This window comes from Pseudomonas sp. GW821-FHT02H09, assembly GCF_059421425.1.
Map to the genome: position 1 here is coordinate 67,253 of NZ_JBWKVA010000015.1, position 14,133 is coordinate 81,385.

Here is a 14,133-nt window from a genome sequence, read left to right on the forward strand (position 1 = left end):
TATTGTGATGCAGGTTACTCAGGTCTGGTGATTCGCCCCGGTTTTTTGTACAACGTGGTCCTGGAAATACCGAGCTGGCTGGCAGTTGCGAAGATATTTCCGGCGTTGGCCTGCAGCGCTGATTTGACGGTACGGCGCATGACGTCCTGCAAGTCGCTCTGTCTTTCCTGCTCACCTTCCACTCGCATAGCTGCTGGCAGGTGCTCCAGCAGTATCATCGGTTCGTCACTGGCCAGCGCCGCCGCAAGGCGCAGTGTCTGCTCCAGTTGACGAATGTTGCCTGGCCAGGCCTGGCGGTGCAGAGCCAGTAATGCCTGGTGTTCCAGCGGTGGAGCACCGTAGCGTTGACGCAGGCGGTCGATCAAGGTGTTCAGATCCTGACGCTCACGCAAGGCTGGCAAGCTGATTTGCAGGCCATTGAGGCGGTAATAGAGGTCTTCACGAAAGCTTTGCTCAACCATGCGTTGCTGCAGATCGCAATGGGTGGCACTGATCACCCGTACATCCAGAGCTCGCCGTGTCGTGCTGCCTAGACGAGTGATTTCGCGCTCTTGGAGTACCCGCAATAAACGGGTTTGCAGCGCCGCCGGCATATCACCGATTTCATCGAGTAACAGGGTTCCGCCCTGTGCAGCTTCCAGTTGTCCGCTGGCCCCACCTTTGCGCGCACCGGTGAAAGTGCCTTCCACATAACCGAAAAGCTCAGCCTCTATCAGGCTTTTCGGGATCGCCGAGCAGTTGATCGCAACGAAGGGCGCTTGGGCGTTCCATTGATCATGTAAAGCACGGGCGAATACCTCTTTACCGGTTCCCGTTTCACCCTGAAGCAAAATGGGGACGCTCGCAGCGAAGGCCTTTCGGGCGTTGTCCAACTGATGATTGAGCTTAGGATCGGCGCCCAGTACTGACACGGAAAGGAGCGGGGAGGAGACGTGTTGCGCAGTTGATTCTCGACGTTGCTCGATCACCTGTGCGTACAACCGAGAACCGTCGCTGAGGGTCAACTGCTGTGGTGTTCGGTGCAGATCGATTGCGCTGCTTTCTTCGAACAGGTGGTCCATGCGCTTGCCTATTGGTCGAAATTGTTCAAGTCCCAACAATCGCTGGGCAGCACGATTAGCGTTTTGAATGCGGCCTGTATGGTCAACTGCCAGGAGGCCTTGTAACGGCGTACCCAACAGTCGTGGGTCATGCTGCAGCGACAGGGTCCGGCAATCGCCCAGAGTGGTAAACAAGCGATTTTCGGCCGCCATAGCCGCGTGACTCAATTGTTCCAATACAGCGCCGGCCTGACGGTCGCCGATCCCGGTGATGTCCAGCGCGCCAATCACTTCACCCTGCAGGCCCCGGATGGGCACGCTCACGCAAAAGAAATGCTCGAAGTCACTGAGGTAATGCTGGTTGCCGATCAGTACCATCGGAACACCTTCGGCCAATGTGCAGCTGGGCGCGGTAGTGCCAATGTCGGACTCCTGAATACGGCGTCCAACTTGCAACGGCAGCAGTGGCCCAGCGAGCGTGCGCGCCTGACGAGCGTGGACGATGACACCCCGCGGGTTAACGCAGAAAATTGTCCATGAAGCGCCGCCGATCTGCTGCCAAAGTCGGTCGATTTCTGGTTGCACGCATTGCGCGAGTTGCTGGTCGGTCTCATCAAGCGGCAGCAGACCGTCGTCCTGTTCTGCTAGCCAGGATTGCCAGGGCAACAGGCCTGCTTCACGTGATCGCTCCCAGGAGTTAGCGATGGTGCTGGGCAGAAGATTAGAGGGCAGGGTGACACCTTCGACGAAACACCACCGTACGTACGGTTCCGTATACGGCGGTTCAGGTTATGCGGCTAAGCCGTTTATCGTATCCAGTATTGAGACCAACCCAAGTCGATCCCACAGCTTCTTCGGCAACGACTGATTCACATGAGGCGCCCCCGAGTGCCACCATGGGCCGCACCATTGAGCGCTGACTTACAGGCCCGTGCTTCGTTAAGCCCCAGGTGCATCAGGTTGCACGCCCTCGAACGTGTTGGCTTGCTCGGTTGCGATGGTCAGCAGGCGCAAATAATCTGAGTCATCCATAGGCCAAGCTTAGCGTCCGAATGCGATCGCAAAGAAGACAGTCTGTCGGAGAAGAACAATCTCTGCCGAGTCTTCCTCACGGCAAGCGTTCAGCAACCTTCCTCCAAAACCCGATTCAGGGCGCTGCACAAAACGGATAGCGATCTGCGCAAAGCTGATGTTTCCGCGCGCCCGGCGTCCCTAAACTCGGCTGTACGAACGTTTACCGCGTTACCGATGCTCTTAAAAAAACAACAACAAGAGAAGATGCCATGCGCACGATCGACGTACATAAGGTTGATGCTTTATGGTGATATCCCATTCGCCGCGCCGCTAGCTCAGAAGACCGCCCACGATCAAACCTACAAAAATCGCGTAGCCGACATGAACAAGCGCATCTTGCGCTCGCTGTTTGCAATCGGTCTGGTTGACCACCCTCCCATCAAAACCCCTATCGATTACGCGGCAAGTCGCGAGGTGGCGCGCCAGGTGGCGTTGGAAGGGGCGGTGTTGCTGCGAAACGAAAAACAGGCGTTGCCAATTACCGTCTCGACCCGGCGGGTGCTAGTCATCGGCGGGCACGCGGACGCCGGGGTGCTCTCGGGTGGCGGTTCTGCCCAGGTGATCGAACCGCAAGGTTCGGCTGTGTCCATTCACCTGGGTGGCGAAGGCATTCTGGCCAGTACCCGTGATGAAGTCTGGCATCGCTCCTCTCCCTTTCAGGCGCTGAAAGCCGCACTGCCCAACAGCACCATCACTTTCAATGATGGGCGCTCGCCTGGCGAAGCTGCCTTACTGGCCCGCCACGCAGACGTCGTCATCGTCTTCGCCACCCAATGGATGATGGACAGCTATGACACCTATGACCTGAATCTGCCGCAGGGTCAGAATGAACTGGTGGAAGCCGTTGCCTCGGCCAATCCCCATACTGTCGTGGTGCTGGAAACGGGTGGCCCCATGGCAATGCCGTGGCTTGGCAAGACAGCGGCGGTCCTCGAAGCCTGGTATGCCGGCGCCTCTGGGGGCCAGGCCATCGCGGATCTGCTGACCGGGCGTGAAGCGCCCTCGGGCCGCCTGCCGATGACCTTTCCGGCCAGTCTGCAACAGCTTCCCCGCCCGGCTATCGTCGGCTTCGGGGGCGCTGACATCGGCTATCGTTGGTTTGCCCGTACCCAAGCCAAACCGCTTTTCCCATTCGGTTTCGGGCTGACCTACACCACCTTTGCTTACAGCGATTTGAAAGTGACCTCTACCCATCCGCTGCGTGTCGCGGCCACGGTCACCAATACAGGCTCCGTGGCTGGTAAGGACGTGCCGCAGTTGTATGTGACCGGTGTACCCGGGCGTCAGCAACAGCGGTTGCTGGGCTGGGACAAGGTGGCCCTCAAGACTGGGGAATCCCGACGCGTAACCCTCGAGGTGGATGATCGGCTGCTCGCCGATTTCGACCCGTCCAGCCAGCAATGGCGCTTGCAGGCGGCACCTATTGCCTGGCGTTGGGGTATTCGGCGACGGACCTGAGCGCACCACTCCTGGTGCAACGCGACGCCTACCGCTTCAGCGACCGTCCCGTCACCCGCTGACCCCTCCATGCCAAAGGAGCACGTACATGAAAACCATCAACGGCCAGTACAAGGTGGCCGCCGTTCAAGCGGTCCCGGTATTCCTGGACCTGCCGGCGAGTATCGAAAAAGCGGTACGCCTGATCGAGGATGCTGCGCGCAACGGCGCAGCTTTGATTGCTTTTCCCGAAGTTTGGCTGCCCGGGTCAACCCAATGCGGACGTAGGCTTCGAGCTCGATGCAATTGCCGCGGTGGTGTTGGGCGGCACGGCCATCGCCGGAGGCTGTGGAGCAATCATTGGCACCCTGATCGGCGCATTGATGCTGGGCGTACTTAATAACGGCATGAAATTGATGGACGTATCCCCTTATGTCCAAAACGTCATAAAGGGTGGGGTAATCTTGTTGGCGATCTATATTGGCAGGAGCCGTACCAAGCATTGATAAGGCCAATGGGGGGGGGCGAGTGCTGACGCTCCGCCGCTCTCACATTTCTTTGATATGTCTGCGCACCGAAGTGATCGGCGAGGTGCGCGGTTTGCCCTGCCCGGTCTGCTGAAGATCCAGGGCGTGGACGAGGCCGGCAAGTAGGTCAAGAGCCGAGCTGCTTTTTTGGTAGCGTTGGCTATCATTCAGATGGGTCACCACATGGCATGGGCACATCCAGAAAGGACACTCAAGAAAATTGAATTAGCTGAGCGACTACACGACTGGAGGTCTTAACGCACCAGATGCGGAAACGATGGTCGTTAATTATGTTGGGCTAACACGTTTGTTTTAAAACAAGAATGTTTGTTAGAGAGGAAGAGTTAATTGAATCGAAATGACTCTGACAGCGCTCCAGCCGAGAACCGACTGCAGGCTGCGCCCTTCATCAATCGTCGCCAGTGCCTGCAAGGCATGCTTGCGCTGAGCGTGGCCGGGCTGATCGGCTCGCTGACGCTCAAGGCACTCGCCGACGACACAAGCGCGCCACCACTCGATACTTTCATGACACTGTCGCAGTCGCTGACCGGCAAGGCCGGGCTCGATCGCGGCGTGGGCGCGCGGCTGCTCGCCGCGTTGCAAAAAACCACGCCGGATTTGCCCCAGCGCCTGCCACCATTGGCCAGCGCGCTGGTTGCCGGTTCGCTCGGCACCTCCGAACAAGCGCTCGCGCTGAACATCATGAAAGGCTGGTACCTGGGCATCGTCGACAACGTCGTGGTGACCTACGAACAGGCGCTGATGTTCGTGGTGGTCGCCGATACCCAGGTGATCCGTTCCTATTGCCCCAACAAGCCCGGCTTCTGGGCGACCAAACCTACAGAAAGGCAGTCCTAGACATGGCTGACACACAACAAGCGGATATCGTGGTTGTAGGTTCGGGTGTGGCGGGCGCAATCGTCGCTCACCAGCTGGCGCTGGCCGGCAAGTCCGTGATCCTGCTGGAAGCCGGGCCACGCATGCCGCGCTGGCAGATTGTCGAACGCTTTCGCAACCAACCCGACAAGATGGACTTCATGGCGCCATATCCATCGAGCGCCTGGGCACCGCACCCCGAATACGGGCCGCCCAATGACTACCTGATCCTCAAGGGCGAGCACAAATTCAATTCGCAATACATTCGCGCGGTGGGCGGCACCACCTGGCACTGGGCGGCGTCCGCCTGGCGCTTCCTGCCGAACGACTTCAAGACGAAGACCGTGTATGGCGTCGGCCGCGACTGGCCGATTCAATACGACGACATTGAACACTACTATCAGCGCGCCGAAGAAGAACTCGGCGTGTGGGGGCCCAGCGATGAAGAGCTCGGTTCGCCACGCAGCCAGCCCTATCCCATGCAGCCACTGCCGCTCTCCTATAACGAGCACACCATCAAGAGCGCGCTCAACGCGCACGACCAAAGTTTTCATGTGGTGACCGAACCGGTCGCGCGCAACAGCCGCCCCTACGACGGCCGGCCGACCTGCTGCGGCAACAACAATTGCATGCCGATCTGCCCCATCGGCGCGATGTACAACGGTATCTTCCACGTTGAAAAAGCCGAACAGGCGGGCGCGAAGCTGATCGAGAATGCCGTCGTCTTCAAGCTTGAAGTCGGCCCAAAAAAACAAATCACCGCGGCGCTTTACAAAGACCCGCAAGGCAAGGAGCATCGTGTCGAGGGCAAGTATTTCGTGCTCGCCGCGAATGGCATCGAAACACCGAAGATCATGCTGATGTCGACCAGCAACGACTTTCCCAAGGGGGTCGGCAACAGCTCGGACATGGTCGGCCGCAACCTGATGGACCACCCCGGCACCGGCGTCTCGTTTTATGCGAATGAAAAGCTCTGGCCTGGCCGGGGGCCGCAGGAAATGACCTCGCTGATCGGCTTTCGCGACGGCCCGTTCCGCGCGCATCAGGCCGGCAAGAAAATCCACCTGTCGAACCTGTCGCGCATCGATCAGGAAACCCAGAAAATCTTCGACCAGGGCAAGCTGCTGAAACCCTCCGAACTTGACTCGCGGATTCGCGACCAGTCGGCACGCTATGTCCAGTTCGACTGCTTCCATGAAATCCTGCCGTTGCCGGAAAACCGCATCGTGCCAAGCAAGACCGAGATCGACGCGATCGGCATTGCGCGCCCCGAGATCACCTACCACATCGATGACTACGTGAAGCGCAGCGCCGTGCATACCCGCGAGGTGTATGCGACGGCGGCGAAGGTGCTCGGCGGTACGGAGATCCAGTTCAATGACGAGTTCGCGCCGAACAATCACATCACCGGCGCGACGATCATGGGCAGCGATGCCCGCGACTCGGTCGTCGACCGGGACTGCCGAACCTTCGACCACCCCAACCTGTTTATTTCCAGCAGCTCCACCATGCCCAGCGTGGGCACGGTCAACGTGACGCTGACCATCGCTGCACTGGCGCTGCGCATGGCCGACCAGTTGAAGAAGGAGGTTTGACGTGTCGAAAAAGCCCCTTTTCTTTCTGCTGGCCGGTGCGCTCGCCTTGCCTGGCATTGCACATGCCGATGACCTGTCCGATCCGGCGCTGGTCAAGCGCGGCGAATACTTGGCGATCGCCGGCGACTGCATGGCCTGCCATACCACCGCTGACGGCAAAGCGTTCGCCGGCGGCCTGCCGCTGAACGTCCCGATGCTGGGGACGATCTACTCCAGCAACATCACACCGGATACACAGACCGGTATCGGCAGCTGGACGCTGGCCGATTTCGACCGTGCCGTTCGTCAGGGCGTGTCGAAGGACGGGCACAACCTGTACCCGGCGATGCCCTATGTGTCGTACGCGAAAATCAGCGATGACGACGTGAAAGCGCTCTATGCCTATTTCGAGCACGGCGTGACGCCGGTCAACCAGGCTCAGCGCCCCGGCGATATCCCCTGGCCGCTCAGCATGCGCTGGCCACTCACCGCCTGGAACCGGGTGTTCCTGAAAAACGGGCCCTACCAGGCCAAACCTGAGCAGAATGCGGTGTGGAACCGGGGGGCCTATCTGGTGCAGGGGCTGGCCCACTGCAGCACCTGCCATACGCCGCGCGGGACCGGCATGCAGGAAAAAGCGCTCGACGAAAGCGCCAGCGGTTTCCTCGGCGGCTCGGTACTCGCTGGCTGGGACGCGTACAACATAACCTCTGACGCTCATGCCGGCATTGGCAGCTGGACCCAGCCGCAACTCGTCCAGTACCTGCGCACCGGCAGCGTACCGGGGCTCGCGCAGGCAGCCGGGCCGATGGCCGAAGCGGTGCAGCACAGCTTCTCGCACATGGCCGATACCGATCTCGACGCGATCGCCACGTACATCCGCAGCGTGCCCGCCGTGCCTGACGCCAGCGCGGGCCCTCGGGCGGCATGGGGCAAGCCGGCGACCGACGTCAGCCGTTTGCGCGGAGTCGCGCTGAACGACACACCGGACCCGGCCCGGCTGTACCTGGGCAACTGTGCGACCTGCCACCAGGCAAAGGGCGACGGTACGCCTGATGGTTACTACCCGTCACTGCTGCATAACTCGACTGTCGGCGCACCGACTGCGGACAACCTGCTGCAGGTCATCCTGCATGGCGTACATCGCCAAGCGGCCGGCAATGATGTCGGCATGCCGGCGTTCGCCAACGAATTGTCCGATGCGCAGATCGCTGTGTTGGCCAATTACGTGACAACCCAGTTCGGCAATCCAGCCACCAAGGTCTCCGAGCAGGACGTCGCGAAATTGCGTTAACGAGTAATGCTGCGATCATGCAACAGGTGCTCCAGGCTGCCCCTGAGACTGATCTCGGTAGCGCCAGCGAATTTCAGTGGAACACGGCGCGAGCCTGACTATGCCGCCCCTCGACCGGCCTCGGACCGGCTGGATCAAGCTTGCGTAGCGATCTGCCTCACTACCTCACCATGCACAAGGGCTTTCGGGGCGCGAGGCCGATGTCGCCCGATTGGTCGCATCCATCACCGCAAGGCCAACTTTAGATGGATCGGTATTCTGGACACTGGCATTGGTGATACCGAGAGCGACCAGCGCTACGGCGAGTGTGCTATGCGTGCTTTTTGTTCTGGTTTAGCTTCCCTATCAAACCAGTCACCGGGAGAGCACTAAGCGGATGCGTTGGCCAACCCTCTCTCTCAGCGGTGCACTGATGGCAATACTCACGCGATAGCGGTATATCGAGTCTCAGATGAGGTCCTGTCGACAACGATCTCATCGCCTGAGTCGTTGCGTTTGAATCTATCGGCCCGGGCGCTGTGCCACATGCGCAAATAGAACTCGCTGGTACAGCGGTCATCGAGCAATTCGCCTGATTTAAGGAAGGTGTGTGTCTGGGAAAATAAACGGATCTGGGTGTCGCTGATTCGCCGTACCAGGTGCTCGGCGGTTAATTGCGAGGGATGCTCGATACCCGCGGAGGCGAGCATTTCGGCCAGTGTCATCAGGGTATTGCGGTGGAAGTTGTAGACGCGAGTGGCTTTGTCCTCGACCACCAGTGCGCCCTGGCGCAACGGATCCTGAGTGGCGACCCCGGTCGGACATTTGTTGGTGTGGCAGCTTTGGGACTGGATGCAACCGATGGCAAACATGAAGCCGCGCGCCGAGTTGACCCAGTCGGCACCGATAGCCAGCACACTGGCGATATCAAAGGCACTGACAATCTTGCCGCTGGCACCCAACCGGATGTTGTCTCGAAGGTTCAGGCCGACCAGGGTGTTGTGCACGAATAACAACCCTTCGCGCAGAGGCATGCCAATGTTGTCACTGAACTCCCTTGGTGCGGCGCCTGTGCCACCTTCGGCGCCGTCGACGACGATGAAGTCGGGCAGGATGCCGGTCTTGAGCATCGCCTTGGCGATCCCCATGAACTCCCAGGGTTGGCCGATGCACAGCTTGAAGCCTACCGGTTTGCCATTGGACAGTTCACGTAGCTTTTGAACGAACTGCAGCAGTTCGATCGGTGTAGAAAACGCGCTGTGGCGAGCCGGCGACACACAATCGCGGTCCATGCTCACGCCCCGGGTCTCGGCGATTTCCGCAGTCACCTTATGCTTGGGCAGAATACCGCCGTGCCCGGGCTTGGCACCTTGGCTGAGTTTGATCTCGATCATCCGCACCTGAGGGTTACAGGCCTGCGTGGAGAAACGCTCGGGATCGAACCGACCGTCCTGGTCGCGACAGCCAAAATAGCCGCTGCCCAGTTCCCAGATCAGGTCGCCAGCAAATTCACGGTGATAGGGGCTGATGCTGCCTTCGCCAGTGTCATGGGCAAAGCCGCCCAGTTTTGCTCCCTTGTTCAGAGCGCGGATGGCATTGGCGCTCAGGGCGCCGAAACTCATGGCGGAGATGTTAAAGATCGAAGCGCTGTAAGGCTGACGGCACTGCGGGCCGCCGACCATGATGCGGAACTCCTTGGGGTCGAGCACTTCGCTGGGCAGCATCGAGTGAACGATGAATTCAAATCCGGGTTTGTAGACATCCTTCAGGGTGCCGAAGGCTTTCTCCGCGCTCTGGTTCTTGGCGCGGGCATAGACCAGCGAGCGTTGGGTGCGGGAAAAGGGCAGTTCGTCGTCATCACCTTCAAGCAGGTACTGGCGGATCTCTGGACGGATATGTTCGATCAGGTAACGAAGGTTACCGATCACGGGATAGTTGCGACGCACCGAGTGTTGGGTCTGACGCAGGTCATTAAGGCCGATCAGCGTCAGGATCCCGGTGATCAGAGTGAAGGACCAGAGCCACTCGATGCGCTCGAACAGGCACAGACCTACGAGGGTAAAGACAAAGCAAAAGGCGAAGCATGAGTAACGACTCAATAATGATAGTTTCATGCGTGTTGTTCCTTGTAGTGTGGCATCGACAGCTATCGGCTGACCGCTCGGTTTCACGTGGTTCAAGCCTGGGAGACTTTTAGCGAGTCGTAGCGCGCTTGCAGCTCCTGGCGTTGCAGGCGGCGCTGCTGAGCCTGGGCGTACCGGCGTTGTTCGGCGCAGGTCTCCGGAACCAGAGAGCGCACGGCTACGGGGCGGTGGTTGTGATCGACAGCGACCATCGTGAAGTAACAGCTGTTGGTGTGGCGTACGCTGCGCTCATGAATGTTTTCAGTCATGACCTTCACGCCGATTTCCATCGAGGAACGACCGGTGTAGTTCACTGATGCCAGAAAGGTCACCAGCTCACCGATGCGGATCGGCTCCTTGAAGATCACCTGATCGACCGACAGGGTCACCACATAATTGCCGGCATAGCGCTTGGCGCAAGCGAAGGCCACTTCATCAAGCAACTTGAGCAAAGCCCCACCGTGAACATTGCCGGAGAAGTTGGCTTTGTCCGGGGTCATAAGCACACTCATGGTCAATTGATAGCTTCCTGGTTCCATTACTGCCTCATCAGGTCGGTCAAACATGTTGGCTCAACTCATCCGGATGTTGCTGGGCCATGGGCGACTGGCGCGGTTGTACGTCGACGCAACGAGAAGGGCAGATTCCGGCCGATCAGGGCGTAACAGGGTTGCAGGACACGAAGCACCAGGTGGATGAGCCATGGTGGCGGGGGGAGTCTAACAATCGAAAAAAACGATAGCTAGCTAATGAAATGAGAAAGTCTGTTTCATATTTTGTAACGGTGCTACATGGTGTGCGGGTATTCCGGTACGCCCGGACAGTGTGGGAGCACATGAGAGGTGCTCCCACAGATCGTTACAACATCAGATCGAGGAGCGACGATAATCCCGATAACGCGCTTGCCAGAAGTTGCTTTCGATCGCCAAGTGCAGACGTTCGTCACTGATCTGTAAAGCCTTGCCTTCCTCCTGAGCCTGTTTGGCCACGGCGAAGGCGATCTTCTTGCTCACCGCCTGTATCTCGCTCAACGGTGGTAACACTGCATCACCCTCTCCGGTGAGTAGTGGCGAGCAGTCGGCCAAGGCTCTGGACGCGGCCATGATCATGCCATCGGTGATCCTGGTGGCCATGACCGCCAAGACGCCCAGGCCGACCCCGGGGAAGATGTAGGAGTTATTGCACTGGGCGATCTGAATCTTGCGCTCGCCCAGGCTGACCGGTGGAAACGGGCTACCGGTGGCCACCAGAGCCTGGCCATTGGTCCAGGTAAGGATTTCCTGAGGGGTAGCCTCGATCTTGGAGGTCGGGTTGGACAGCGGCATGACGATCGGCTTGGAGCAGCCAGCATGCAGGGCCCGAATGACTTGCTCGGTGAACAGTCCGCGTTGCGCCGATACACCCACCAAAATGCTGGGCCTGGCGTGGCTAACTACATCCAGAAGGGTTAAATCGCCATTGCCTGCAGCCCATGCCGGCATGCTACTGCGCTTTTGCGCCAGCTTGTGCTGGAACGGCAGCAGGTTGGCCATGTCATCGGTCAGCAGGCCCCACCGGTCGATCATGAAGATGCGCTGGCGAGCCTCGCTGTCGCTCAGCCCTTCGAGCATCATCGCCGCGACGATCTGCTCGGCAATACCACAGCCGGCTGAACCTGCGCCGACGAAGGTCACTACCTGATCGGACAGACGTTCGCCTTTGGCCTTACACGCGGCGATCAAGGTGCCGACGGCTACGGCAGCGGTGCCCTGGATATCATCGTTGAAGCAGCAGATCTGGTCCTGGTAACGCTCCAGCAGCGGGGTGGCGTTGGTCTGGGCGAAATCCTCGAACTGTAGCAGCACGTTGGGCCAGCGACGTTTGATGGCCTGGATGAACAGTTCGACGAACTCGTTGTACTGTTCGCCGCTGACACGTGCATGGCGCCAGCCCATGTACATCGGGTCGTTCAGCAGGTCAGGGTTGTTGGTTCCGACGTCCAGTACCACCGGTAAGGTGTAGGCCGGGCTGACGCCGCCACAAGCGGTGTACAGCGACAATTTACCAATCGGGATACCCATGCCACCGATGCCTTGGTCGCCGAGCCCGAGGATGCGCTCACTGTCAGTGACCACGATGACTTTGACGTTGCCCTTGGTGGCGCTGTGCAAGATATCGTCAATGCGATCGCGGTCGGGGTAGGCGATGAACAGTCCGCGATGGGTGCGGTAGATGCTGGAGAACTCCTGGCAGGCCTGGCCGACGGTCGGGGTATAGATGATTGGCAGCATCTCTTCGAGGTGATCTTCGAGCAGACGGAAAAACAGTGTCTCGTTATTGTCCTGCACGCCGCGCAGAAAGACATGCCGGTCGATATCGCTGGTGCACAGCTCATATTGCCGGTAAACCCGGGTTGCCTGCTCCTCGATGGTTTCCGTGGTTTGCGGCAACAGGCCGAGCAGGTTGAAGTCGATCCGCTCCTGCGAGCTGAAAGCGCTGCCCTTGTTCAGCAGGGGCATTTCCAGTAACGACGGGCCGGAGTAAGGAATGTACAGCGGCCGTTTTTGTTTTTCGTTCATCTTGAATTCACTCTCTATCTTTTTTGCAGAAACCCGAACCTAGCAGGCTAATGAGAGCGCGGTACAGTAAACGTTAGTCTGCTACTTATTTGCTCCCGGTCCTTGTGGCGAGGTGCCAAGTGAGCCTTGCGAGCGTTTGAATGCGGTGTGGGTTTCTCTGCTTGGACACGATGTATCCAATCACTCGGAAAGCTCTGTCGGTCAGGGTCGCCGCACAGCAAAGCTTAGACGTGTTTTTTTCCCGATACTGCTTATTGCGGATATCTGAGGGTGTCATTGCCTATATCTCCTCGATTTTTGTTCTTCTTTTGAGGTTTGATCATCGGGCGCGCTACGGCATGGGTATTGAATATTCATGCGCAGGTGTTGAAGGAATCTGCCATCGCAGATATTCAATGGTGGGGAGGGCTGGGGCACGAGATGGCGGGCGAACAGCCTACGGATTTTGGGTTTATCGCTCGTGACGACTTTTAATGACCGTCATACTCCGAGGATTCAGTGCATTTAATCGGAGAACAGCTCGAACATGAGCTGGCGTAACCAACGATTGGCCGGATCCTTGTTGTAACGGGCATGCCAGAACAGATTGATCTCGATTTTTGGCAGCTCCAGCGGCGGCGGTAGAATGGCGAGCCCGAAGGGTTGTTCGCAACTGGTGGCAAACCGTTCAGGCACTGTTGCCAGCAAGTCCGTGCGTTGAAGTATGTGGCCGACCGCAACGAAATGCGGAACCTCCAGACGTATTTTTCGCTCGATACCGGCGCGTGCGAGGAACGTATCAACTTCACCGTGTCCTGTGTTCGCTGCTACAACACGAACGTGGTCATAGCTGCAAAAACGTTCCAGCGTCAACGGCTCCCTGGTGGCGGGATGGCCTTTGCGGCACAAGCAGACGTAGCGATGGTGAAACAAGCGTTGCTGAAAAAAACCCGCTTGAAGGTGAGGAAGCAACCCGACAGCAAGATCGATCGCACCGTTTTGCAGCCCTTCGGCCAGGGTATCGACGTTGTTGCGCAGCGTGCTGATCGAGCAACCCGGAGCGCGTTCAGCCAGAGCATCCATTAGCCTCGGCATGAAGTAGATTTCACCAATATCCGTCATTGCCATGGTGAATCTGCGATTGCTGTGGAGCGGGTCAAACGTGTCCTGTCGGCTAAGTGCATCGCGTAACGTTTGAATGGCTTGCGCAACCGGCTCAGCCAGCTGCCGGGCATAAGGCGTGGGCTCCATTCCCTGGTAGGTGCGTACGAAAAGTTCGTCGTTCAAGGCGCTACGCAACCGCTTTAGCGCGTTGCTGACAGCGGGTTGGGTCAGCTCAAGATTATCCGCCGCAGTCGAAACCCTACGGTCGATGAGCAGTTGGTTGAACACCAAAAGAAGATTGAGATCCAGCTCACGTAATTCCATAACGCCTCGTGCAGATTGGCTCATACCAGGGCGATAAACCGTTGCCCGCCGCGGGGTTTGCACCGCTCTGAAATGGCCGCTGCAAGAACCGCAAGCCTATCAAGTGCTACACCGTTGCGTCCATCGTAAGAGTTGCTTGGCTTTTGCTCATCTCTAATCTTTATTCACGTTCGAAATAGTAGGTATTCGGATCGCTGCATTTATCACGGTGGATGCCTTGGCCATGATCGCTGCAATGCCCAAA

At 58.5% G+C, this 14,133-nt stretch carries 9 protein-coding genes and 3 pseudogenes; 6 read left to right on the forward strand and 6 right to left on the reverse strand.

Annotated features, from left to right (window positions below; translation table 11 throughout):
- Positions 1 to 14 precede the first annotated feature (14 nt).
- Both AC07VR_RS19980 and AC07VR_RS19985 read right to left on the reverse strand, forming a co-directional pair.
- Positions 15 to 1,706 (reverse strand): sigma-54-dependent Fis family transcriptional regulator, encoded by a 1,692-nt coding sequence (locus tag AC07VR_RS19980; RefSeq protein ID WP_495012295.1) that lies wholly within the window; start codon positions 1,704 to 1,706, stop codon positions 15 to 17.
- A gap of 123 nt (positions 1,707 to 1,829) precedes the next feature.
- A pseudogene (locus tag AC07VR_RS19985) lies at positions 1,830 to 2,011 on the reverse strand (group II intron reverse transcriptase/maturase); the annotation flags it as partial.
- A 424-nt stretch (positions 2,012 to 2,435) separates the two neighbouring features.
- On the opposite strand from AC07VR_RS19985, the gene AC07VR_RS19990 reads away from it, so the two are divergent.
- The 6 genes and pseudogenes from AC07VR_RS19990 (at position 2,436) to AC07VR_RS20015 (ending at position 7,822) form a co-directional block, all read left to right on the forward strand.
- On the forward strand, positions 2,436 to 3,572 hold the full coding sequence (locus AC07VR_RS19990; protein ID WP_495012296.1) for a glycoside hydrolase family 3 C-terminal domain-containing protein: 1,137 nt from the start codon (positions 2,436 to 2,438) through the stop codon (positions 3,570 to 3,572).
- An 88-nt stretch (positions 3,573 to 3,660) separates the two neighbouring features.
- Positions 3,661 to 3,762: pseudogene (locus AC07VR_RS19995) on the forward strand (hypothetical protein); the annotation flags it as partial.
- A gap of 55 nt (positions 3,763 to 3,817) precedes the next feature.
- A pseudogene (locus tag AC07VR_RS20000) lies at positions 3,818 to 4,057 on the forward strand (ABC transporter permease subunit); the annotation flags it as partial.
- Between the two features lie 369 nt (positions 4,058 to 4,426).
- The gene (locus tag AC07VR_RS20005) at positions 4,427 to 4,936 is read left to right on the forward strand and encodes a sugar dehydrogenase complex small subunit (protein WP_495012297.1); all 510 of its coding nucleotides are present in this window, start codon (positions 4,427 to 4,429) and stop codon (positions 4,934 to 4,936) included.
- A 2-nt stretch (positions 4,937 to 4,938) separates the two neighbouring features.
- Complete coding sequence (locus tag AC07VR_RS20010) at positions 4,939 to 6,549, forward strand: GMC family oxidoreductase (protein ID WP_495012298.1); 1,611 nt, start codon at positions 4,939 to 4,941, stop codon at positions 6,547 to 6,549.
- A gap of 1 nt (position 6,550) precedes the next feature.
- Positions 6,551 to 7,822, forward strand: a complete 1,272-nt coding sequence (locus tag AC07VR_RS20015) for a c-type cytochrome (RefSeq protein ID WP_495012299.1) — start codon at positions 6,551 to 6,553, stop codon at positions 7,820 to 7,822.
- A gap of 422 nt (positions 7,823 to 8,244) precedes the next feature.
- Here the strand turns inward: AC07VR_RS20015 and AC07VR_RS20020 are convergent, their stop codons facing one another.
- The 4 genes from AC07VR_RS20020 to AC07VR_RS20035 form a co-directional block, all read right to left on the reverse strand.
- Positions 8,245 to 9,915, reverse strand: coding sequence for an FMN-binding glutamate synthase family protein (locus tag AC07VR_RS20020; protein ID WP_495012300.1), 1,671 nt, complete (start codon positions 9,913 to 9,915; stop codon positions 8,245 to 8,247).
- Between the two features lie 62 nt (positions 9,916 to 9,977).
- A complete protein-coding gene (locus tag AC07VR_RS20025) occupies positions 9,978 to 10,463 on the reverse strand; it encodes an acyl-CoA thioesterase (protein ID WP_494991649.1) in 486 nt (161 codons plus the stop codon).
- A 327-nt stretch (positions 10,464 to 10,790) separates the two neighbouring features.
- Positions 10,791 to 12,482 (reverse strand): NAD-dependent malic enzyme, encoded by a 1,692-nt coding sequence (locus AC07VR_RS20030; protein ID WP_494991648.1) that lies wholly within the window; start codon positions 12,480 to 12,482, stop codon positions 10,791 to 10,793.
- 504 nt (positions 12,483 to 12,986) lie between these two features.
- Positions 12,987 to 13,889: a LysR family transcriptional regulator gene (locus AC07VR_RS20035; RefSeq protein WP_495012301.1), complete on the reverse strand. Its 903-nt coding sequence runs from the start codon at positions 13,887 to 13,889 to the stop codon at positions 12,987 to 12,989.
- Between the last annotated feature and the right edge of the window lie 244 nt (positions 13,890 to 14,133).